The organism is Paenibacillus sp. Z6-24 (assembly GCF_054161335.1).
On record NZ_CP096398.1, the window covers coordinates 4,435,471 to 4,458,453 of the forward strand.

Annotated in this window: 16 protein-coding genes and 1 pseudogene; 4 read left to right on the forward strand and 13 right to left on the reverse strand. The window is 52.1% G+C overall.

The genetic code is table 11. The annotated features are described in order from the left end of the window. From M1D61_RS19235 to M1D61_RS19245, 3 genes are read right to left on the reverse strand one after another with little or no spacing between them, the layout of a single operon-like run. The gene (locus M1D61_RS19235) at nt 1–786 is read right to left on the reverse strand and encodes an ABC transporter permease (protein ID WP_458120188.1); all 786 of its coding nucleotides are present in this window, start codon (nt 784–786) and stop codon (nt 1–3) included. A gap of 4 nt (nt 787–790) precedes the next feature. Then, on the reverse strand, nt 791–1,585 hold the full coding sequence (locus M1D61_RS19240) for an ABC transporter permease (protein WP_046216321.1): 795 nt from the start codon (nt 1,583–1,585) through the stop codon (nt 791–793). Continuing rightward, nucleotides 1,578–2,603: an ABC transporter ATP-binding protein gene (locus M1D61_RS19245; protein ID WP_458120189.1), complete on the reverse strand. Its 1,026-nt coding sequence runs from the start codon at nt 2,601–2,603 to the stop codon at nt 1,578–1,580. The genes M1D61_RS19240 and M1D61_RS19245 overlap by 8 nt, the downstream gene beginning before the upstream one ends. Nucleotides 2,604–2,920: 317 nt before the next feature. Here M1D61_RS19245 and M1D61_RS19250 point away from each other — a divergent pair, with 317 nt between their 5' ends. Together M1D61_RS19250 and M1D61_RS19255 are read left to right on the forward strand one after the other, a co-directional pair. Continuing rightward, nucleotides 2,921–4,024: an LCP family protein gene (locus tag M1D61_RS19250; protein WP_458120190.1), complete on the forward strand. Its 1,104-nt coding sequence runs from the start codon at nt 2,921–2,923 to the stop codon at nt 4,022–4,024. Between the two features lie 289 nt (nt 4,025–4,313). Continuing rightward, on the forward strand, nt 4,314–5,630 hold the full coding sequence (locus M1D61_RS19255; RefSeq protein ID WP_458120191.1) for a glutamate-1-semialdehyde 2,1-aminomutase: 1,317 nt from the start codon (nt 4,314–4,316) through the stop codon (nt 5,628–5,630). Nucleotides 5,631–5,711: 81 nt separating this feature from the next. On the opposite strand, the pseudogene M1D61_RS19260 reads toward M1D61_RS19255, so the two are convergent. Both M1D61_RS19260 and M1D61_RS19265 read right to left on the reverse strand, forming a co-directional pair. Next, nucleotides 5,712–5,927: pseudogene (locus M1D61_RS19260) on the reverse strand (cupin domain-containing protein); the annotation flags it as partial. 14 nt (nt 5,928–5,941) lie between these two features. Further along, entirely contained in the window at nt 5,942–7,303 is a 1,362-nt protein-coding gene (locus M1D61_RS19265) for an aminotransferase-like domain-containing protein (RefSeq protein ID WP_458120192.1), read from the reverse strand. Between the two features lie 364 nt (nt 7,304–7,667). Here M1D61_RS19265 and M1D61_RS19270 point away from each other — a divergent pair, with 364 nt between their 5' ends. Both M1D61_RS19270 and M1D61_RS19275 read left to right on the forward strand, forming a co-directional pair. Further along, the gene (locus M1D61_RS19270; RefSeq protein ID WP_458122562.1) at nt 7,668–8,579 is read left to right on the forward strand and encodes a DMT family transporter; all 912 of its coding nucleotides are present in this window, start codon (nt 7,668–7,670) and stop codon (nt 8,577–8,579) included. Between the two features lie 147 nt (nt 8,580–8,726). Continuing rightward, nucleotides 8,727–9,860, forward strand: coding sequence for a hypothetical protein (locus tag M1D61_RS19275; protein ID WP_458120193.1), 1,134 nt, complete (start codon nt 8,727–8,729; stop codon nt 9,858–9,860). Nucleotides 9,861–10,128: 268 nt separating this feature from the next. Here M1D61_RS19275 and M1D61_RS19280 read toward each other — a convergent pair whose 3' ends face one another. From M1D61_RS19280 to M1D61_RS19315, 8 genes are all read right to left on the reverse strand, one after another. After that, nucleotides 10,129–11,259 (reverse strand): glycoside hydrolase family 88/105 protein, encoded by a 1,131-nt coding sequence (locus M1D61_RS19280; RefSeq protein ID WP_458120194.1) that lies wholly within the window; start codon nt 11,257–11,259, stop codon nt 10,129–10,131. 372 nt (nt 11,260–11,631) lie between these two features. Continuing rightward, on the reverse strand, nt 11,632–12,801 hold the full coding sequence (locus M1D61_RS19285) for a rhamnogalacturonan acetylesterase (RefSeq protein ID WP_458120195.1): 1,170 nt from the start codon (nt 12,799–12,801) through the stop codon (nt 11,632–11,634). 677 nt (nt 12,802–13,478) lie between these two features. After that, a complete protein-coding gene (locus M1D61_RS19290; RefSeq protein WP_458122563.1) occupies nt 13,479–14,345 on the reverse strand; it encodes a carbohydrate ABC transporter permease in 867 nt (288 codons plus the stop codon). 42 nt (nt 14,346–14,387) lie between these two features. Beyond that, nucleotides 14,388–15,287: a carbohydrate ABC transporter permease gene (locus M1D61_RS19295; RefSeq protein WP_458120196.1), complete on the reverse strand. Its 900-nt coding sequence runs from the start codon at nt 15,285–15,287 to the stop codon at nt 14,388–14,390. 275 nt (nt 15,288–15,562) lie between these two features. Continuing rightward, the gene (locus M1D61_RS19300) at nt 15,563–16,852 is read right to left on the reverse strand and encodes an ABC transporter substrate-binding protein (protein ID WP_458122564.1); all 1,290 of its coding nucleotides are present in this window, start codon (nt 16,850–16,852) and stop codon (nt 15,563–15,565) included. 851 nt (nt 16,853–17,703) lie between these two features. After that, nucleotides 17,704–19,263 (reverse strand): response regulator transcription factor, encoded by a 1,560-nt coding sequence (locus M1D61_RS19305; protein ID WP_458120197.1) that lies wholly within the window; start codon nt 19,261–19,263, stop codon nt 17,704–17,706. Further along, nucleotides 19,238–21,025, reverse strand: a complete 1,788-nt coding sequence (locus tag M1D61_RS19310; RefSeq protein WP_458120198.1) for a sensor histidine kinase — start codon at nt 21,023–21,025, stop codon at nt 19,238–19,240. Before M1D61_RS19310 ends, M1D61_RS19305 begins: the two co-directional genes overlap by 26 nt. 573 nt (nt 21,026–21,598) lie before the next feature. Further along, nucleotides 21,599–22,966, reverse strand: a complete 1,368-nt coding sequence (locus M1D61_RS19315) for a stalk domain-containing protein (RefSeq protein WP_458120199.1) — start codon at nt 22,964–22,966, stop codon at nt 21,599–21,601. Between the last annotated feature and the right edge of the window lie 17 nt (nt 22,967–22,983).

A 22,983-nucleotide genomic window follows, 5' to 3' on the forward strand; every position in this document is an offset into this window, starting at 1 on the left:
TCAGGACCCCGCTCCACGATACCTTTTCACCCCGCTGTTCCACAGCAGCAGACTCACACTGAAGAACACCAAGCCCATCACCGGTGTCAGCCAGGCCATGGACATCATCTCCTGACGCTGCAGGAACAGCGCCGCCGGATAGATACCGACGAAGGCAAATGGCAGCACCCAGGTCAGGATAATCTGGATCGCGCGGTTATAGATCGTAATCGGGTAACGTCCGTACGTCTGAATGTTCACCATGAGCGGAATAATGCCTGTTGGTGAATCCGAGTAAAAGGACACCGACGTCAATATAATGTAGATTCCCGCATAGATCAGCGTCGAACCAATCGTCATAATGATCAGCGCCGGGATGTACCACCATTCCATCTCCAGTCCCAGCTGTCCGCCGCTCCAGATCATGATGATGATGCCGATCACCGAACCGATCAGGGACGGCGGGTCCAGATTCTCGAGGAATATCTGGAACAGGCTGTGTGCCGGGCGCGTCAGGATTCGGTCCATCTCGCCTTTTACAATATAGCGGTCACCGAAGTTCCACAGGTTAATGAAACAGCTGTACAATCCGTAAGGCACCATAAAGTAACCATACACAAAAACCACTTCCGCTTCGGTAAATCCGCCCAGCGTCTCGGTATGCGCGAAGACAACGAAGATAAAGATCAGGTTGGTCGCCTGAAACAGCAGATCCGAGATCACTTCTACCCAGAAATCGGCGCGGTAGGTCAGTCTTGTTTTCACATAATTAGTAAAGTACTCCCAGATTAATCCTAAATAAAACATCGACTCATCCCCCCTGTACGAACAGCCGCACCCGGGCAGCACGCCATGTGAAATAGATTGGTACCAGCAGGATGAGGAACCAGATCACCTGAATGCCAAGTACCTCCAGAATGCCGGTCCCCTGCACGCGTCCGGTGAAGACCGAACCCGGCAAATACGTAATCGCCTGAAACGGCAGGAAGTTCATGATGCCGGTCAGCCAGCCCGGGAAAAAGCTGATCGGAATCAGCAGACCGGAGAACAGATCGACCACCACTCGCTTCATGCGCATCAATCCGTCATTATTTTCGATAAAAAAGGCCATCAGGCCGATCAGGATATTGATCTGCGAATTAATCAAAAAGCTGAAAAACAGCATCACCAGAAATCCGATCCACGATACCGGACTTGTCGGCAGCTGCACCGGGAACAGCAGCACTGCAATAATCATGCCCGGAATCATGAACATCGTGAATCGGAAAATGCCTTCCCCAAACCCCTGCATCATCTTGACCAGCAGGTAGTTATACGGACGGATAAACTGGATCGCAATCGTACCGTCACGAATCTCGGTCGCAATCTCCCGGTCGAGATTGTTAAAGTAAAACGCCCGTGCCATCCAGGATACGGCGACATACGTGGTCATCTGCGCAGCGGTAAAGCCGGCGAGCTGTTCCTTACCGCCGTAGATCGCCTGCCATGTAAAATAGTACACCCCGATATTGAGCGTATACACAAGAATGCCGGAATAATAATTGACCCGGTACGCCAGCATCGTCAGAAACCGGATACGAATAAAATCCAGATACAGACTAGACATGCAGTTTGACCTCCGGCTTCTCTGCCGAACCGGAACTGTAAATCTGACGCACAATCTCATCCGTGCTCGTCTCCGAGATCTGCACATCCGTCACTTCCGCCTGGCTCAGAATACGGGAAAACACATCCGATACCGCCATATCCGCCGGTACGAGCGCCGTCGCAACCAGCTCGCTCTCCTGAGTCCAGGTAACAGGCAGTCCCATCGTCCAGCCATTCAGCTGTTCAGCCTTGACCGCACCGCCAAACTGGAAGCGCACTTCGCGTCCGCGTCCCCAGCGGGTCTTCAGTTCATTCAGTCCGCCGTCGTAAATGATGCTGCCGGCGTCCAGCATAATGACCCGTGAACAGAGTGCTTCGATATCCTGCAGATCATGGGTCGTCAGCAGAATGGTCGTGCCCTGTGTGCGGTTCAGATCCTTGAGAAACTCCCGTATCTCCGATTTGACGACAATATCCAGTCCAATCGTCGGTTCATCGAGGAACACGATCGACGGATTGTGCAGCAGCGCGGCGACCAGCTCGCAGCGCATCCGCTGACCGAGACTGAGCTTGCGCACCGGACGGCTCAGCAGCTCCTGCAATTGCAGACGCTCCACCAGCTCATCCAGTCTTTTTTTGTAATCTGCTTCGGACACCTGGTACACCTTGCGCAGCAGCTGGAAGGACTCAATTACCCCGATATCCCACCACAGCTGACTCCGCTGGCCAAATACCACACCGATGCCCTGAACGAACTTCTCGCGTTCCTGGTAAGGCACATAGCCGTTGACTTGGATATAGCCGGAAGTCGGCACCAGAATACCGGTAAGCATCTTGATCGTGGTCGATTTGCCGGCTCCATTTTCCCCAATATATCCGCAGATCTCGCCCTGCGGAATCGTAAAGTTGATATCGTTAACCGCTGCGACCTCGTGATATTCGCGAGCAAACAAATCCTGCAGCGCGCCCTTGAGCCCGCCCCGGCTCTGCTGAATCCGAAAGGTTTTGCGTAGATCCTGTACCTCTATTGCCTGCATGAATGTCTCCTTTGTGACCTGTTTGTAACTTTTGAGGTCTTTTTTGTAGTACGAGTGAACAGTATAATCACACACAGAGCCAGGGGTTGACACTAGCTAACTTACTTGTTCCATGGTTATGTGATAATTGATTGTTGCCTGAAAAGAAATTATAATGTACGGGTGTTGTTAAGACAATGCAAAGTAACTAACTTTTCCCTACCGGGTATTTCGCAGAATACCCCCGTCAGCTGTCTGTCCTACCAATCTACATATGACAGCAGACAGGAGACCCATCCGATACATGGCAAACCTTATCGTTGAAAGGAAGAACGTGCATGAATGTAAAAACAAAGCGAACGTTGCTTTGGAGCCTCGGCGTTATCGCCGTTGCGATCATAGGCTATGCGATTTATTATTTTACAGCTGTATATAACCAGATTGATGCCCTGCAGAAAACAGGGGATGCCTCTCCATTCAAAAATGTACCTACCAATACGGCTGCGGCGGCTGCGCCACCAGTCTGGACCGGTACCGAACCGGTCAATATTTTGCTGATGGGCGTCGATTCACGAAGTTCCGACGACGGCGAGATTCCGCGCTCGGACACCATGCTGGTCGCTTCGCTCGATCCGGTCAAAAAGACGATTCATCTGTTCTCCATCCTGCGTGACACGTATGTGGATATCCCGGGTCATGGCCAGAGCCGCATCAACGCTGCAATCACCCACGGTCCGAATACCGCGATGCAGACGGTCAGTGACCTGCTCGGCATTCCGGTACAATATTACGTATACACCGACTTCCAGGGCTTTATCAAGCTGGTGGATGCGGTAGACGGTATTGATTTCAACGTAGAAAAAGATATGCACTACACCAGCGCAGCCGACAAACACGAGTACGATATCGATCTCAAAGCCGGCATGCAGCATCTGGATGGCAAAACGGCACTCCAGTACGTTCGCTTCCGTCATGATGCCACATCCGACTTTACCCGTACCCAGCGGCAGCGTGCGTTTCTGACTGCGGTAGGCGACAAACTGAAGTCTACCACATCCATCATGAACCTGCCGGATATTCTGGAGCAGATCAATCCGTACATTGATACCAATCTGAGTACCGATGATCTGTGGAAGCTCTCAAGCGTCGCCTATGACAGCAAAATGAGCGGCAGTGAGCAGCTGCCTCCAAATGATCTGCTGGCCGAGAAGAATATAAACGGAGCCGCCGTGATCGGTGTGAAGAGCGGGGATAAGCTCAAGCAGTTCATTCAGGATACCCTGAACAAAAATACAACCGAACCTGTTCCTTTATCCGCTGACGGCAAAGACAGCACCACCGGCGGAACGGGCAGTTCCCCTTCCGGTTTGTCGTCCAGCTCATCCAATTCGCCGGCATCCATTCCTGGAGCAACCAGCTTGTCCGGCAGTTCCAGCCATTAATTCGTCTGATTCGGAACATGCAGTAACATTATTCATTTCATCCCGGACCGGTAATCGTGTTAAAATGGTTACGGTCTGGCATTGATACGAAATACATGAGATCCAAGCAAAGCGCCCAGATCATGGGTGCTTTTTATTATGTCTGCCCTGTGCACATTACGGCGCCAGCGCTGGTAACTTCATGAGCAAACAAGCAGCATAATGCTGTACATGGCGTATACATCGCAAAGCGGCCCGCATTTATTATTATCGCGCTTCCGATCCGGAAAGCGCCAGAGGAGAGATTACTATGAATCGCAGCAAGTCTGCACAGCTGTATGAACTGGCCCAGAAGCATATTGTAGGCGGAGTGAACAGCCCTTCCCGTTCGTTCAAGGCCGTAGGCGGCGGCGCACCGGTATTTATGGCTTCGGCCAAAGGCGCTCATTTCTTTGACGTGGATGGCAATAAATATATTGATTATCTCGCGGCATTCGGTCCGATCATTACCGGTCATGCCCATCCGCATATTACAGCGGCGATTACCCGTGCTGCGGAAAATGGCGTACTGTATGGTACACCGACCGAGCTGGAGATCCAGATGGCGATGATGCTCAAAGAAAGCATTCCGTCGATGGACAAAGTACGCTTCGTCAATTCCGGTACCGAAGCGGTTATGTCCACGATCCGCGTGGCACGAGCGTACACCAACCGTACGAAGATCATCAAATTCGCCGGCTGTTACCACGGTCATTCCGATCTGGTGCTGGTGGCCGCAGGTTCGGGGCCCTCCACGCTCGGTACACCGGACAGTGCGGGCGTACCTGCCAGCATCGCGAGCGAAGTGATTACTGTGCCTTTCAACAATCTGGAAGGTCTGCAGGCTGCCCTGGAACGCTGGGGAGATGAAGTGGCTGCCGTTATGGTCGAGCCGATCGTCGGCAACTTCGGTATGGTTATGCCGGAGAAAGGGTTCCTCGAAGGACTGTGCAAGCTCGCTCATGATCATGGAGCACTCGTGATCTATGATGAAGTCATTACTGCTTTCCGCTTCCATTATGGCTCTGCCCAGACGTACAGTGGTCTGGACACTCATGAACAAATCATGCCCGATCTGACAGCGCTCGGTAAAATTATCGGCGGCGGGCTGCCGATCGGTGCCTATGGCGGCCGCAAGCATATTATGGATCAGGTTGCTCCGCTCGGTCCTGCGTATCAGGCAGGCACGATGGCAGGCAACCCGGCTTCCATCGCCTCGGGTATCGCCTGTCTGGAAGTGCTGCAGGGCGAAGGCGTCTATGAGGAGATGGAACGTCTCGCGATTCGCCTGACCGATGGCATCCAGGCTTCAGCGCAGCGTTACGGTGTGCCGCTGACGATCAACCGGATTCGTGGTGCATTCTCGACTCACTTCTGTGATCATCCGGTAACTGACTATGATCAGGCACAGGATACGGACGGCGAGAAGTTCGCTTCCTTCTTCCGGCATATGCTGGATCGGGGCATCTGTCTTGCCGCTTCCAAATACGAAGCCTGGTTCCTGACCACTGCCCATACGGACATGGACATCGACCTGACCTTGCAGGCAGCTGATGAATCGCTCAAGCTGGTTGCCGAGGGCAAATAATAGCAGCATTTGATCAAAACTGCAGCAAATAAATAAAGTAAATAAAGCAAAAGCACCCTTTCCCGGGTGCTTTTGCTTTATTCAGCCTGGATAATGAATCGTCATACTGATACGGACCATTTGGTCACCGTTATTGGCATATTTGTGGGGGCGATCAGCCCGAAAACGAATAGAATCCCCATTAGTAAGAGCATATTTCTCTTCCCCCACTGTAAGAACAAGTTCTCCGTCAAATACAGTAATAAACTCCTCTGTACCTTCCCGATGCGGATTGGAATCCAGATGGCCCGGCTGCTCGTCTGGACAGCCGGCTAGTTCCGGGGAGATATCAGCAGACGATCAATTTCATATGCAACGGTGCGCAGAGCCAATTCGATCTGTTCCGCCGGCACATTGGATACGTTGATTCGCAGCTGATTGGAGCGGTACAAACTGCTGCTCAGAAAATAGCGATCTGTAGAATCGACCGTGATCTGCTGTTCGGCGAGCCTTCGAATCAGCATCCCGGTTGGAAAGTTGTCAGGCAGCGGCAGGATGGTATGAATTGTATCGGTCTGTTCAGCGCCGGCAAATACCGGATGATCGGCTGCCAATTCCTGCAAGGCATGGCGAAGCTGCTGGATTCGTTCCCGGTAGGCATCCAGGACGATCCGGCGGTAACGGGCGAACATGCCATTTTGGATATAGACATGCAGTGCCGCTTGGGACAATACCGAGCTGTCTACATCCAGCATGCTTTTGTACCGGGCAAATGTATCGATCAGTGCATCCGGCAGCACAGCAGCGCCGATACGCAGACCAGGGAATAGAATTTTGGAATAACTTTTCAGATAAATAACGTGACCGGACATATCGTAGGCATACAGCGGGTCATTGGACGACTGCTGTTCCAGATCAGACAGGTAGTCATCCTCCACCAGATAGACGTCGTACTTGTGAGCCAGGGCAACAAGCTTTTTCTTTTGCCGCTTCGTCAGTGAGGTGCCCAGCGGATTATGAAACCTTGGCATCACATAAAAAAACTTGATTTCTCCCTGTCGGAACAACTCCTCCACTCGCTCCAGATCCAGTCCCTCGGACGTGCGCTGTACTTCCTGTACCGATACATTGAGCGTCTCCAGCATCTCGATCAGCAGATGATAGCCCGGCTGCTCGATCAGGATCGTCTCCCTGCCGGATGGAAATGGCATCATTGTCAGAATGGACAGTGCCCGGTGTACGCCAGATGTGATATGCAGCTGTGACAGCTGGGCGAATACCTGTACCTCTTCCAGCTGCTGACGGATTTCTTCCAGCAGCGGCGGCAAGCCCTGCGGCATTCCATACGTGAACAGCTGATCCCGATAAATATGCATAGCCCCCTGAAGCGAACTTTGGAAGTCTTCAAATGGAAAAATCTCTGCAGCAGGTGCCGCCGATGCCATATCGATTCGCTGTATACCATGATCCTGCTGGCTGTCCAGCTGCTGCCGGGCTACATAATAGCCACTGCGATCCATGACATAAAGCCACCGATCCCGTGCCAGCTGCTCATAAGCACGAACAACTGTAGCCGGACTGCAGCCGCGGTCAGTCGACATTTTGCGAATGGATGGAAGCTTCTCTCCGGCAGATAGTGTACCATCGCGTATCTGCTGTTCCAGCAGCGTTGCAAGCTGCAGATGTTTGGTCATGAAATCACTCCTCTCCGGGTTCTTATCCCCTGTACGATGATGTTCTTTTGTCACAAATTATAATCCATCTCCTTCTCAAATGTATTATTCTCCGGAAAGAACTGTATCGGTACAGTTGCATATGAGGTGCATTGCCGTTCATCGTGATGCACCTATATATTGAATATGCGGCCGCAATCCCGTTACAACAGATACAGTGATCCATGAAATGATTATTTGTGGATCAACCGATTTCTTTCCCATTTGGAGGTATATTATGATCAAGCGACATTCACTCGCATCCCAATCCCAAGCGGCAGATTCATCTGCACGTGCTTTGCGGCATTCGGCATCTACACAGGAACAGCCGCAGAGCAGCAGCCGGATGCCTGCCTATCTGGCTGCGCTGGGATATGCGCTTATTATTGGGTTTTCCTTTTTGTTCGTGAAAATGACGGTGTACATTGCCAATCCGCTCGATGTGCTCGGTCATCGCTTCTTGATCTCGGTGATCGGGATGGGAATCCCGGTGCTGCTGGGCTGGATACGCATTCGGATCGCCTGGACAGATGTATGGCGGATTCTGCCGCTGGCGCTGCTGTCACCGATTCTCTTTTTCACCCTGCAGGCGTATGGACTGCTCAGTGCTTCCTCATCCGAAGCAGGCATTATCCAGGCAATGACGCCGGTATTCACACTCCTGCTCGCTTCTTATTTTCTAAAGGAAAAAACGTCGATTGTGCAAAAGCTGTCCCTGCTGCTGTCGGTCGCAGGTGTGGTCTTTATGTTCGCCATGAAAGGCGGCGCCAGCTTCTCTGCTGCAAGTCTCACCGGAATTGCGCTGCTCGCCGGTTCGGCGCTCTGTTTTGCCGGGTATGGCGTACTGGCCCGGCCGCTCACCCGCAAATATAACCCGCTGGAGCTGACCTGGGTAACCATGCTGGTCGCCTGCATCGTCTTCAATCTGATCGCACTGGGCAGACATATGCTGAATGGCGATTGGTCTGCCTATGTCACACCTCTGCAGCATGTTGATTATGTCGTTGCGTTATTGTATCTGGGCATTCTGTCTTCCTTGATCACTACGCTGCTGTCCAGCTATGCGCTGTCCCGGCTCAAGGCGACACAGATGAGCGTGTTCAGCAATTTTGCCACCGTGACTTCGATGATCGCCGGCACCGTCTTCTTGCAGGAGCAGCTCTATTACTACCATATTATCGGCGCGGTGCTCATCATCACAGGGGTACTCGGCACCAACTGGAGCCGCAAGCGGCGTCCTGGCGCTTCCTCCAAATAAGATCACACGAGAGCAAAAAGCAGATATCACTGAGGCACAATGTGCTCACACCGGATTACTCTTTCTCCGTCAAATGCAGTATAGTTAGAGTACCAGATACATTGCTAACCTAACTATCTAACTACATAGACCGGAAAGAAGGAACCCATGATGAAAAAAGCCGCCTCGCTGCTGCTCGCACTGGCTCTTGCGCTGCCACTGACTGCCCATGCTGCACCGTCGTCATTCGCAGACAACATTCCATCTGTAGAACAAAGCAGACTGCCGGAGGATCTGCAGTCTTTTCCGGAAGACTTCTATATCCAAACGGATATGGTCAGCATGGCTGGTGGACATACGCTGTTCGCCGACAAGGATCATCAGCGTATCTATATGGCAAATGCCGAGACGTCCAGGGAAGAGTGGAGCAAGTCGTACGATCATATCTACAACTACAAAGTCATACCCGGCAGCCCCAAAATTGTACTGCTGGTGGAGCATCATAATAAGCTGCAAAAGATCGTCCTATCCACCGCTGGCAAAACACTATCCCGGTACAGCTATCCCGATGCCATGCTAAAAATACTAAAGAACGAACCCTCCCTGTCTGCCCAGATCGGCTGGTCCGCTCCAGATAAATCGGGGCAAAAAGAGAAATTGGCGCTTCAGGCAGGCGACCATATTTACATTTACCAGTATCCATGGAAAAAGCCGATGCAGACTTTCACCACGTCGACACGCCAGAGCAGTAACTATGAGAATCTGATCAGCACCCGAGTGGAATATCAGGGCAATGATCTGGTCATTGCTTATCAGGCAGTCAGCCTGATGCAGACTCAGTATGTATTTGACCTATTGGACACATCCAAGGCAGGCAACAAGCCGCATACGGTCAAGGTACCATGGAATCTGAAGGCACAGATGCAGCTGGAGAATGGCGCAGCCGTCATTTATACAAGCAATATTCTGGGCAGTCCGCTCGGATTGAATGCAGATGTACCGTATCCGATCTATGTCAGATACGATGTAAAAACAGGGAAACTGCTGGCTCAGATTACCCGCACGCTGTCCGATCAGCATAAAGAGTGGCAGACCGATTACAGTCAGGGCCAGCTGTTCCTCGCTGACAGGGCTGCCGGCAAGCTCTATCTGTATGATCGCAGCGGTAAGCCAATATGGGAAACGGCCGAGCCTTCCAAACGGATCAGCTACCGGTTTATCAAATACGAGCAGGGCATGGTGTATCTGCTGGTGGAAAATATCGACCGGGAGTTCTCCATTGCCAAAATGCCGGTGATGTAACCGGCAGATTGCCGTTTGGAGAGCGAGCGGGATTCGGCTGCTGTCTGACGTTTCGGCTTCGCTGATACACCTCTAATGACATTTTAGATGCTTTGGCTATCCTTTTTATCAATATGCACAATAACTCCATGTCAAAATCCCCCTTCACCGCGACGAATCCGGCATACAGCGGATTGTCCATGCAAAGGGGGATTTGTTCAGGTTCGGGCAGAAGAGTTAAGCGTATTTCGTTGATATCCTAATTTGGATACCTTAAATGGAAACCCGATCAGAGCGTCTCTACACCGGTTCTGGATTCGGATGAAGTATCCACTGCCTGATCCAGAGGCTGCGAGGCTTCCGGCGCTGTCGATTTGCTCATCGACTGTCCATACAGATCTTCCTTGGTACGCAGAATCTGGGCCAGGAAAGCCAGCGTCAGTCCCTGTCCCCAGCCCTGAATGCGTTTCTCCGGTACTTGGCGGTAGCCGTCAATATCGTTCATAACCGCTGTACCTGCCGATACGCCGGTCACTGTACCATCGTCCTTGATGCGGGACAAGATGCCATCGATGGACTTCTGGCTGTACTTGTTATAAAGGCGTCCCTGCATCAGCAGTGCTGTCGCAATCCCGGCGGAACCGGATGTCTCCAGATATGACGATTCATCATCCAGCACCGTATGCCACAGACCTTCCGGTGACTGCAGACGTACGAGCGCACTGAGCTGATCCCGCATCGAACCATCGATAATCATATACGACGGGTGCTGAACCGGAATGAATTTGAGTGCTTTGGCCATTGTCAGGGCCGCCCAGGAATTGCCGCGCGCCCAGTAGATCGACGACATATGATTCTGATTCATATGATCCCAGCCATGATAATACAGGTTCGTATCCGGGTCCTGCAGCAGCTCCTCATGACCATGATACTGCCGCAGTCCATCGTCAAAGTAACGCTGGTTGCCGAGCAGATGCCCGATGCGCAGCAGATAATAGCCGGCCATGAACATCGTATCCACCCAGGCCTGCTGCGGGAATACATCGGTCACGGAATTGACGGTATGCTGAAAAATGCCTTCGGCAAAACGCTCGGCCTTGGTATCGAGGAACTCGGCCATTTCCTTGGCAATCTGCAGATACTGCTCTTCGCCGGTCGCTTCATACAGCGTCAGCAGACAGTGGCCGATCGATACACCATTTACCGACAGCGGCGGCAGTCCGTCAGCAATGTTCTCATCGACCCAGACACGGAGCTTGTCCAGATACTCCCGCTTGCCGGTCGCTTCATAAGCTTCACATACTCCGTAAAAGGCTACGCCTCCCGGCCAGTCCCAGTTAAAATCCATATTGAATGTACGTTCGACGACACGATCGATGACTTGCTTGATATGCTGCTCATCAAATTGCAATGCTGGCATGAGAATCATCCTCCTTTGGGGAATTAAAGTAAAACGGGGTGGATTGGCGTTCTGGAGGTACGGACGCTCCGGGGACGGATTATTCTTCCATCCTCTGTTAAGATCGGATATCCTGAAATACTGCTTTCAGCAGTGGATATCCAATCTTAAAGGAGGATTTCAGAACAATTCCGTCCCCTCCGCTGTCGTTATCCAGAACTAACCAGCACCGTTGTTTCTTGACAAGAAGTATTGTAAAAAAGATTGGCGGCGATGGGACTGTGATTTTCATATTCGACTCTGTGTATGGGATGTCATGGTGAGCGGCGGATTGGTTGGTTATTTGTTGTGTTGGATTATTGATGATAGGTATGACTTAGTGCAGGGCTCTGCTTATCTTAGATACATGGTTAGGGGATGCAGGTTGAGATCACGGATGGACTGGGTGACCAGGTCGGCGATTTGGGCTGCGCCGTATTCCTGGAAATGGGTGTTGTCCTGGGCGCCAGCCGGGAAGTTCATGTATTCGCCGGGATGGAGCTGGACGAACAGGTTACGGCTTTGTTCGGGACCGAGCTGTTCCAGCAGCTGGCGCGTACGGTCGGCCAGGTCGATCAAGGGGACCTGCTGTTCGGCTGCCAGTTCCCGCATGGCGATCAGGTAATCGCCGTGGGTATCTTCCAGCTCCCCCTGCTGATTGAAGGATCGCCGGCTCACCGGGGTGATCAGCACAGGGATGGCTTCTCGGTCCCGGGCGGTCATAATGTACTCGGTCAGGTACTGCTTATACGTCGTAAATGGGTCGGTATGGCGCGCTGTATCTGTCTTTTCATCGTTATGACCGAACTGGATGAACAGAAAATCGCCGGGATGCAGCACGTCACGGATCGTATCCAGACGTCCTTCCTGGATAAAGCTCTTGGAGCTGCGGCCTGACATGGCATGGTTATCGACGCACACATCATGACGGAATCGGGCGGGCAGCATCTGTCCCCAGCCCGCATAGGGATATCCGTCTGCCGGCTGGTCAGTCACCGTCGAATCTCCTGCCAGCACCAGCTTCAGCACTTCCGGAACCGCTGTGATCTCCAGGTGATTGAGCCGTGGTGCCCGGCCGCTAAAGGATAGCTGCAGCTGTCCTTCCCGTACCGCCACGGTGAATATAACTTCCAGCACCTGCCCCGCCTGTGTACGTACCGGCGGCAGCATTAGCCGGGAGCCATATGCCCGGATCACCGTATGTGTCGCCGTCAGCAGATCGCCCAGCGTCAGCTTCACCTGATAATACCCATCCGGCATATCCAGTGCAAACGAAGCCCCCAGCGGTATGCAAAAACTGCTCTGCACATGACTGATTCCGTCTGCATCCTCAGCTGCAAGCATATCGCTCCGGTCACGTCCATACACTTCGCCACCCGCCAGAAATCCATATTCCTGTTCCACCGTATACCGGCAGTCCGGCGGAAGACAGATAGACCCCTCCACCGGCTCACCCGGTCCCGCGTCAAAGCGCCATACGTGAGGAACAATATGCTCTGCCGTCTCACTGTCCTTTGCCTGCATACGTCACGATCCTCCTGACATCCTGTAAACTCATTTGAGCTATTGTTGCATCGTCTGCTGCATTTGATCGGCTGGAACGAGCGGGATTCTGGTGCATGAGATGTAGTGATCGGCACCGCTGCGGAAAGGGATCGTCCTGCTGGCCTCCGGTCAAGATTGGATATTTATGAATTCCGCTTCCATCGGTAAATATCCAATCTTAAATGTCGGCTTGCAGGACGATTCCCTTCCCTTCGCTCCGTCGTTTATTGCAACTGGATGGCAGTGAACTGCCACTTGCATCGATTCCGCCTGATTGTTCCTGCAATCCATTCTACTATCCATAAAGCTTAGGCAATAGGCACTAATCAGCTCAGCATGTACTTGTAACATTTGCTTGTAACATATGTTTGCAGCACACACTTCCAGTATTCTGCTCTGCATGAATGGTCATCAGCTCCCACTCATAAACTGAACACCTCATAGCGCAGGGAGGGGAATCATTCCAGAGACCGACATTTAAGATCGGATATCCACCGCTGCAAGCGGTCATTCAGGATATCCGATCTTAACCGGAGGTCGGCGGAATGATCCCCTACCGGAGCGACTGATCTCCTTCATCCAACATGACGCTACTTATATCCTGCTGCCAAACGTTGCCAAACAGAACCACACCGCCAAAGCAGCGGAATAAAGCTTTACCCTTTGATCCCGCTGCTGCTAATCCCCTCAACAATATGCTTCTGGAACAGGAAGAACACCAGAATGACCGGCAGCAGACTCACCATCGACATGGCGAACATGCCGCCCCAGTTGGAGGCCGATTCGCTGTCGAGGAACATTTTCAGACCCATGGAGACCGTGTACTTGTCCGGAGAGTTCAGATACAGGACCGGCCCGAGCAGGTCTTCCCATCTCCAGTAAAAGGAGAAGATTGCCGCTGTTGCCAGCGATGCCTTGATGAGCGGCATGATGATCTGGATGAACAATCGGAACTTGCCACAGCCGTCGATTGTTGCTGCTTCGTCAAGCTCCTTGGGAATCGTACGGATAAACTGCACCATCAGGAAAATGAAGAACGGTGCGCCGAAGAACTGCGGAATGACGATCGGATTGATCGTATTCAGCCAGCCCAGCTTGGTGAAAATGATGTACTGAGGGACCAGTACCACATCATGCGGCAGCATCAGCGTGACCATCATGACGCCAAACCAGAAGTTGCGGCCGGCGAAGTTCAACCGGGCAAATCCAAAGGCGATCAGTGCCGAAGAGACGACGACGCCCAGCGTCGAGAGTACGACGATGACGAGCGAGTTCCACATATAATGACCGAATGAGTAACCGCCAATGCCTTTCCAGCCGGATACATAGTTGGACCAGACCCAGTCTGCCGGCAGCAGCGTAGTCGCCGTGGTGAAGATCGTACGACTTTCCTTGAAAGAACTGAAAAACATCCAAATGATCGGATAGAGCATGAGCAGTGCCAGGGCACCGACGAGGATATGATAGACCGGCCATTTGACCTTGCGCCAGACTGCACCTTTTTGCAGCCGGGTGCCGGCCATACTGCCATATTCGCTAACGGGAACTTTGGGTTCAGCCATAACTCAGCGCCCTCCTTCCGATTCGTAGAACACCCACATCTTGGATGTTTTGAACAAAATAAGTGTCAGCACGCCGATAAAGATCAGCATGACCCAGGCCATCGCGGAAGCGTAGCCCATATTGTTGAACATAAATGCCTGACGGAACAGATACAGGGAATACAGCATGGTACCGTCCATCGGTCCGCCTTCACCTTTGGAGATGATATAGGCCGGAACGAATGTCATAAAAGCACTGATCGTCTGCATGATCAGGTTGAACAGGATAATCGGACTGAGCAGTGGTAGCGTAATACTGAAAAACTTGCGTACCGGATGGGCACCATCCACGCTCGCCGCTTCATACATTTCCGGGGAAATATTTTTGAGACCGGCGAGGAAGATCAGCATCGAGGAGCCAAACTGCCATACCGACAGCGTGATCAGCATGCTGAGTGCAGCGCCCGGATCACCGAACCACTGTACAGGAGCAGCGCCCAGCGCCATCAGCAGTCCATTGACAATCCCCTGCTCACTAAAAATATTGCGCCACATAATCGACACGGCCACGCTGCCGCCGATAATAGACGGCAGATAATAGATGGTACGATAGGTACCGATCATCTTGGAGCCGGTATTGAGGATCATCGCTACAAACAGCGCAAAGGTAAGACGCAGCGGTACGCCGATAAATACGTAGTAAAGCGTGACTTTGACCGAGCTCCAATACTTGGGATCACCAGTGAACATTTTTTGGAAATTATCAAGCCCTACCCAGCGCGGCGGGCTGAACAGATTGTAGCTCGTAAAGGACAAATACAGCGAGATGAACATCGGGATCAGCGTGAACGCGAGAAACCCGATAATAAACGGACTGATAAAGGCATAACCGGTCAGGTTGGCCTTGAGGGAATGATTCCGCATGAATCTGTGCACCTCCTTCAGGGGATACTTGCATGACAATACTGAATCTCGGTTACAGTGATGAGCATAATGCCGGGAAAAGGAGAACCGCGCAGCCTGGCGCTATACTGATCCGCCCTGCCGCCGCTTCTCCCCGTTCCCGTTTACCATTACGCCCAGCCTTGTCTTATCCGTACGGTCTGTTCGTGAATTGCAGGCATTCCTTCATTCTATTCGCAGTTATTTTAGTCATTACGGACTCCAGGATATGCACTACTGTACCGACAAATGCTCCGTTACGGCTGGTTGTTGGACAGGATAGCGTTGGCATCCGCACGGAACTTCGGTGCGGCTTCTTCCGGCGTTGTCTGTCCAAAGTTGATCTGTTCCACATAGTCGGCCAGCGTTGCGATTACTTCTGCCGAACCAACCGGTGGCGGCGGGCTCATTGGAGACGCTTTTGGCTCCATTTCGCTGACGAAATCAAATACCTGCTTTTCCGCTTCGGTCAGATCCGGTGTGACGGATTCTTTGATTTTGCTGGAGATCGGTACACCGCGCTCACCCTTGATCAGTTTGTTGGCTTCTTCATTATTCACCCAGAAGTCGATAAACTTGGCTGCTTCGTCCTTGGACTGGGAACTGCTGGCGATCGACCAGTACATACTTGGCTGCATGTAAATCCCTTTTTCCATATCTGGTCCGAGCATTGGCGCGAGCGCCATCGGACGATCGGCTATCTTTTGCAGAGCCACGAACTGATTGGACCACTGCCATGTACCGATACCGGTACCTTTGACGACGGTGGATTCTTCGAGAATGCCTTTATTCTGGCTCAGTGTCTCCTGGGAAGGAGCTGCACCTTCTTTGATCATCTGGGACAGTGTTCCGAAAAATTCGCTGAACAACGCATCATCTTCATAGCCAAGTGCCGTGCCTTCTGCGTTATACAGAGAGTGACCTTTAGTTCTCAGGAAATAATTGAAGAAAATATCGGCGGTCATCGACTCGTCAAAGTAAATGCCTTTGTCTTTGGCCTGCATGGCCATTTTCTTGTAATCATCCCATGTCCAGTCGGCCGGAATTTCGTTAATGCCTGCTTTTTTGAGCAGTTCCGGGTTGTACTGGAAGCCCAGTACATTCACCCCTGTCGGGATACCGTACTGCGTACCGCCGATCAGGCCGGTGCTGATAACGTTCTCGCTCACATCATCCAGCTTAATTTTGCTGCCGATGTACGGTTTGAGATCTTCCAGCTGGCCGTTTTTGGCATACTGGCTAATGTAGGAGATATCCATCTGTATAATATCCGGCAGCTGATTGGCGGCTGCCTGCGGGGCGAGCTTTTTCCAGTAGTCGTCGAAGGAAGCATATTCGATATCGATATTCACGCCGGGATTCTGTTCCTTGTACATATCGATAACTTTCTGTGTATATTCATGCCGTGCATCCGATCCCCACCAGGCGATCCGCAGCGTCTTGCCATCCTGCGCACCGCCGCTGGCATTGCCTCCGCCGGAATTGCCGCATGCTGTAATCAGGAGTAAAATCGCGACCATGGCGGCCAGTGCTAGTGTTTTTCTCATCTTCATTTCAGTCTCCCCTTTCGATAGTTGGCAGCTGTACGGTTAAACGTGCCTGGAGCGGAATGTGGTGCTGATCAATAGCTGTTAATGGGTAACAGAGAACCATGATGCATCTGGCGAATGCTGCTGGACCTATCATACGCTGCGGCAAGGAATCGTCTTTCGCCATCTGGTAAGACCGGATATATTGGAATAAGGGATGATAGAGGTGAATATCCGGTCTTAAAGGATGGATGCAGATCGATTCATTGCCTCCGCTCAGTGGGATCTGGCAACTTTTTTGCCTGAATACCGCAGTACATGCCATGATCCATCCGGCAGGAATGATGGGTGCTTATCCGATTGGAGCAGCAATGATCCTGCCTGCGGGCAGATCATTTTTAACGCATACAGCTTGCGGGTGATGTAGGAATAGAGTGCGGAGCATAGTACGGACAGTGTTATGTAGCAATTTTGTTAACGCTTTCATATTGGGTACGCTCTTATTCTCTCAAATGCCGGAAAGCAAATGAATACACAAATCCGATGTTTTGGTTCAAAAAACAGAGTAGTCTTCCGGCGCAGAAGAACGGATTATTTATGGCTTGATCTTTTGACTTCAGGAGCTTGTCAGATTCACTGCCCATGAATAATTCATTTCCGGTCTGTAGGTCTGTAAGCGAGATGGAGAAATTCGTCTATGTACAAAGCAAAACTGCATCGCATGAGAGCCTGTTATACAGCAGTTCTGCTGCTTCGGCCGATCCATGAGATACAGTTCTGTACAGCCTATTCGGTCGATCATAAGCAGATCGGTTCCTTTTCCTTTCTGCTCTTTCTTCCATTCCTCCAGCATAGTGGCAGGAATCGGATTACTCCCCGCACTTCCTGTACTCCGTCGGCGTCATGCCGGTCACCTTTTTGAATACCTGGCTAAAATACTGCGAATTACCGCCAAAGCCGAACAACTCGGCCAATTCAAATACCTTTACATCGCCGCTGCGGCGGATGTGTTCGGTGGCGCGTTCGATTCGGTAGCGGTTGACGTACTGGGAGAAGTTGTCGCCGGTCACTTTTTTGAAAATTTTGCCGAGATAATCCGGGTTCATGTACAGCATTTGATGGGCGACGCCGTTTAGGGATAGCTCGGCATTCTCATAGTTTTCTTCAATAATCTGCAGCATTTTGTTCACGACCGAGGACTGGCGGTTGATATTGCTGCGGTAGTAGCCGGCGGTCAGCTCCGAAGCGGCCTGACGGATAAAGTCGCGCAAGCCCGTGAGCGTCTCCAACACAGACAAATCGGCGAGCCGGCCGGTGTACCGAGAGCGCTCCTCCGCCGGATAGAGGCGGATCATGACGGCATACAGCTGCAGCACATACGAGCGGGTCACTCCGATATCGAGCCGCAGCGCTGACAGTGTGGCGAACAGGCGGTCAATCTCCGTCTCGACCTCCTGCACCTGCCCCGACTTCATCAGCAGGGTGAAGTTCTCCTCATCCAGCTCGAAGCCCGTACTTTCCCGGGAATCGGCCAGCGCCACATCCTGCCGGGTAATGACGCTCCCTTCACCGACATAGAAGCGGTGGTTCATATACTGCTGGGTATCCCGGTACATCCGGCGTAGATCAATCATCCGGTCGGGCTCGCTGAGTGCAATGGTCACTTCCAGTTTGTAAAAGCCGCCGAACACTTCCTTGACCTGCTGCAGTCCGTCGATCAGTCCGCTCATCGCCCGGGGATCATCGATCAGCAGCAGCAGTTCATCCTGCATCTGGATCGTTGTTCCCATCAGCACGCCTTCCAGTATATCCTCGGCGATATTTTTCAGGGCAAATAAGTGCTCGTATTCATGGGAATCTTCCACACGCATCAGCACCATCCGTACCGGCCGATCCTTGAGCTGCATATGAAACAGCCGTTCATAATAGTCCAGATCCCGGCTGCCGTACATTTTGTTGGAGATGAATTCCTTGAGGAACTGTTCCTTGACCTGCGGCAGCATCCGGTTGAACTGTTCACGCATGCTGCTGACGAACAGTTCGCGTTCCTGCTCGGCCGCACGCTCCGACAGCAGCTCACCGATTGCCTCCTGGATCTGCTGTTCATTGCACGGCTTGACCAGATAATGCTTGACCCCGTACTGCATCGCCCGGCGGGCATAATCGAAGTCCTTGTAGCCGGACAGCATAATGAACCGTACATCGGGGAAATGCTCATACGTCTTGGCGACCAGACCGATACCGTCGAGACCCGGCATCGAGATATCGCTGATCACAATATCCGGGCGCTTCTCCGCGATCCGGTCATACGCTTCGATCCCGTTGCGGGCCGTACCTACCAGTTCCGTGCCGCTTCCGTGCCAGTCCACCACCTGGGAGATGCCCTCCAGAATCATCCGCTCATCATCCACCAACAGCACTTTGTACATCGTACATTTCCCCTTTCTCATATGGAATGCGAATATGAAATGCAGTGCAGACATCCGGCTCGCTCTCGATACTCAGTCCGTATTCCGGGCCAAAGGTCAGCCGGATCCGTTCCATGATATTACTTAGTCCAATTCCTTTGCCCCGCGTACGCACCTGTCCTTGATACAGTCTGTCTAGAAATTCCGGGGTCATGCCGGGTCCGTCATCCTCTACGGTAATATGCACCACATCCTGCTCCAGCCGTGCAGTGATGCGGATATGACACACCTCGATTTTGGGCTCCAGCGCGTAATGAATCGCATTCTCGACCAATGGCTGCAGGGTCAGCTTGGGGATATGCGTATCCAGCAGTTCCTCCGGGACATCAATGATAAAATCCAACCGTTCCTCAAATCGCATCCGCTGGATCGTCACATAGCTGCGTACAATATCCAGTTCATCTCCGAGCCGGATCAGCTTGTCCGACATATTGACCGAGCTGCGCAGCAGGAATCCGAGCGCCTCCACCATGCGGGAGATCTCGGTCTGCTTGTTTACTTTGGCCATCCAGTTGATCGACTCCAGCGTGTTATACAGAAAGTGCGGATCAATCTGCGCCTGCAGCGCCTTGAGCTCGGTCTCGCGAATGACCAGCTGCTTGGCATAATTCTCGTCGATCAGCTCGCGAATCCGCCGCAGCATCCGGTTAAAGGTACGATGCAGCATGCCCACTTCATTCTGCGCACTGGCGGTTACCGGGTCGGTCGTCAGCTCGCCCAGCTGATCCAGATTGCCGGTCTCGACCGTACGCATCTTCTGCAGCAGCCGCTCCATCGGCCGGGTAATGCTGCGCGACAGCCAGGTGCCGAAAAGCAGGGCCATTAGGAAGATACCGATAAATACAATCGTCACCATACGCTTGATCCAGACCATCCGCTGGAACATCTCGTCAAATGGGGTCATATGCAGATACGTCCAGCCGGTATAGGCCGACTGAATCCGTGCCGAGAAATAGCTCTCTTCCGGCAAAGTCACCACACCGTACGGCTGACTGCGCTGCAGTTCCTGACTGATTGCGTCTTTATTCAGCGGGAGTACCAGTTCGGACGGATAGACAATCTCCTCGCCATCCGAGATAATCAGCTGGCTGCCGGAGCTGCTCTCCATCTGCTGCTGTACAATCCGGTCGATGCGGATACGGACAATAATTGTTCCCAGATCGTTCAGGGTAAAGGTAGACCCACTGAACTCTTTGAACTGCCGCACTGCGAGCAGCGATCCCTGCTCCCCCACATACCAGGAGTTGGAACCGGCTTTGTCCTTGGCCAGCCTCACCAGATCGGTGCGCAGTACAGCCGGAATGCCTTCACGGTTGCCTGCCGACATGACCTCCCCCTCACGATCAATCGCCATCATCGAATAGACGAATTTCTCCGACCCGGCAAAGGCGATCAGGCGGTTGGTGATCTTTTTGCGGATAACATTTTTCTCGTAGATCGAAGATTCCTGCTGCAGTTGGGACAGATACCGCTGCAGCTGCTCATCCGTCACCACCCGAAAGGACAGATTCTCGATATCTTTGAGCTGGTTCTCAATCTCCACCGAGGACATGTTGAGCAGTTCCGACGTCTTCTCGTACATCTGGCTGTCATAGGTGTTGTATACGGTATTCAGTACCAGCAGATAAGAAGCAAAGCTGCCCAGCATCAGTACGGAAATAAGCAGCAGCATCTGACGGTGAATCCCCAAATTGATGTAAGCGCTTTTAAAACGAGTGAGCATAGTACCTTCCTCCATTACCGTAATGCAATATGTGGTAAGTGTGACCTGCAGCAGCATGGAGCAGTCGGGCTGCCCAGCGGGCGTGATGACCGGAATATAGGTGCAGCTATTCATCCGCATCGTTTACAAATATATAAATTAAATGTAATTAACTGTATATTATTATAGCTTGGATATTGTGTAAAAAACAGCAGATTTCTGGCAAACAAGGCTAATGAACCAGAAAAAAACCGCTGAACATATGGTTCAGCCCGAATTGTCGAAAAAGCATGGAAGCTATAGATGTGAAAAGTTTTTACAAAGTAGAAAGTGAAAACTCAGCTCTTTGGTGTCCTTATGTATAACATTTTTACTATGTATAGACGGTGAAATTCAAATAAAAAAGAACAGGATGCTCCTGTCCTTTCTGCATATCTATGAGGATACAATTAATGACCTGATGATGCTTGGGCTACCATATCGTTAAGCTGCGTTATAAAAGCTGCTTCATTCGGGCCTTGATTATCACGAATCATTTTCGCTTGTTCGCCTATAACCCTGCTGCCTTACGTCAATCCAATGCTACGGACACACTTAGCTGCGGATAAAGACGACTTTCCAGCGATTGATGTAATTCACGTCATAGCCGAGACTGTCCGCCAGTATGCTAAGCGGCACGTAGACTTTGCCCTGGCTGCCCGTACCATTTATAAAGGCAGCTGCGTCCGTACGCACCGCTCTGCCGTCCACCTGAATCGTCTTGCTGTTCAGCGGAATGGTAATGTTCTGTCCGCTGCTGCGAATGACAGCTGAACGGTTCGCTCCCGACCAGCTGACCTGGGCTCCCAGTGCTGCGGTTACATCACGCAGAGCAACATAGGTGCGGCCATTTCTGACGATCGGCTGATACGCAGTCTTCAGCTGGCGGCCATTCGTATAGATCACCGTACCGGCTGCATTGGTTCCGGCAGCAGGGGGAGTGATATAGCCACTGCTTCCCCAGATCGCCTGGCTAAAGGCAACGGCCATCGATTGGTAACCGGTCGCATTTGGATGGATATCCCCTTCGCCAATATGGGTCATCGCCAGTTCCTTGCCCTGGAACGAAGCGGCCACATGGGCGACGCGCACATCTCTTCCCTGCTTTTTGTAATGATCTGCAGTCTCTTCCACTATCCGGCTAAAGCTGGCTGCTGCCTTATTCAGATCGCGATACAATCCCGCTCCGGCGAGCAGAGGAACCGGCTGATACTGATCGGCGATAATAATCGTCGCATGCGGATTAAGCGTGGTCAACTGATCCATGATCGACGTCATATGGCTGCGATACCCCCGGGTAATCGGAGTCAGATCGATAGCGGACAGATCATCCGGCAGTGCAGTCAGCGATCCGAGCGCATTGAGAAAGTCATTGCCTCCGATCGTAATGGTGATCAGATCGGCGTCACGAATATCACGGGCGGTCTGCGCGCCATCCAGCGTACGACTGCTGCCAGGTAGACCGGTCTGAATATTGGCGGTACTGATCGATCGGCCGGCAGTGATCGCATCCATGTAATTTTTCAGACCCGAGCTGGTCAGACCGAGGATCGCATAGTTCGCTGCCGTGCTGCGCCCACGGAACAATTGCTGCTCGGCCAGCCGGGTAGTGAACCCGTCATACTCCTCATAACGCAGCTGCGGCTCATAGCCGGCAGTAAGTGAGTCACCGAGAAAGACCATATGTTCATAAGACTGCTGCTTGTCCGCACCGATGGCTGCTGCACCATATACAGTAGATGCGGAGCCTGCGCTCCCGGACCCCAGCAGCATCAGTACCATCAAATATTGAATAAAAATAAATATTCCCTCCTTCGCCGGACGACAATGATTGCCGGTAACGGCCTGTTTATGCTGTGCTGCCCTTGCGGCGCTATCCCTGCGTATACGGAATGCTATGAACGATTGGAACAGATTGCACATCACCATTTCTCCTTTTC

Bases quoted from the DNA above. Each gene is read 5' to 3' on its own strand.
- M1D61_RS19235 (WP_458120188.1), bottom strand. From the start codon at position 786: ATGTTTTATTTAGGATTAATCTGGGAGTACTTTACTAATTATGTGAAA.
- M1D61_RS19240 (WP_046216321.1), bottom strand. From the start codon at position 1,585: ATGTCTAGTCTGTATCTGGATTTTATTCGTATCCGGTTTCTGACGATG.
- M1D61_RS19245 (WP_458120189.1), bottom strand. From the start codon at position 2,603: ATGCAGGCAATAGAGGTACAGGATCTACGCAAAACCTTTCGGATTCAG.
- M1D61_RS19250 (WP_458120190.1), top strand. From the start codon at position 2,921: ATGAATGTAAAAACAAAGCGAACGTTGCTTTGGAGCCTCGGCGTTATC.
- M1D61_RS19255 (WP_458120191.1), top strand. From the start codon at position 4,314: ATGAATCGCAGCAAGTCTGCACAGCTGTATGAACTGGCCCAGAAGCAT.
- M1D61_RS19265 (WP_458120192.1), bottom strand. From the start codon at position 7,303: ATGACCAAACATCTGCAGCTTGCAACGCTGCTGGAACAGCAGATACGC.
- M1D61_RS19270 (WP_458122562.1), top strand. From the start codon at position 7,668: ATGCCTGCCTATCTGGCTGCGCTGGGATATGCGCTTATTATTGGGTTT.
- M1D61_RS19275 (WP_458120193.1), top strand. From the start codon at position 8,727: ATGATGAAAAAAGCCGCCTCGCTGCTGCTCGCACTGGCTCTTGCGCTG.
- M1D61_RS19280 (WP_458120194.1), bottom strand. From the start codon at position 11,259: ATGCCAGCATTGCAATTTGATGAGCAGCATATCAAGCAAGTCATCGAT.
- M1D61_RS19285 (WP_458120195.1), bottom strand. From the start codon at position 12,801: ATGCAGGCAAAGGACAGTGAGACGGCAGAGCATATTGTTCCTCACGTA.
- M1D61_RS19290 (WP_458122563.1), bottom strand. From the start codon at position 14,345: ATGGCCGGCACCCGGCTGCAAAAAGGTGCAGTCTGGCGCAAGGTCAAA.
- M1D61_RS19295 (WP_458120196.1), bottom strand. From the start codon at position 15,287: ATGCGGAATCATTCCCTCAAGGCCAACCTGACCGGTTATGCCTTTATC.
- M1D61_RS19300 (WP_458122564.1), bottom strand. From the start codon at position 16,852: ATGAGAAAAACACTAGCACTGGCCGCCATGGTCGCGATTTTACTCCTG.
- M1D61_RS19305 (WP_458120197.1), bottom strand. From the start codon at position 19,263: ATGTACAAAGTGCTGTTGGTGGATGATGAGCGGATGATTCTGGAGGGC.
- M1D61_RS19310 (WP_458120198.1), bottom strand. From the start codon at position 21,025: ATGCTCACTCGTTTTAAAAGCGCTTACATCAATTTGGGGATTCACCGT.
- M1D61_RS19315 (WP_458120199.1), bottom strand. From the start codon at position 22,966: ATGTGCAATCTGTTCCAATCGTTCATAGCATTCCGTATACGCAGGGAT.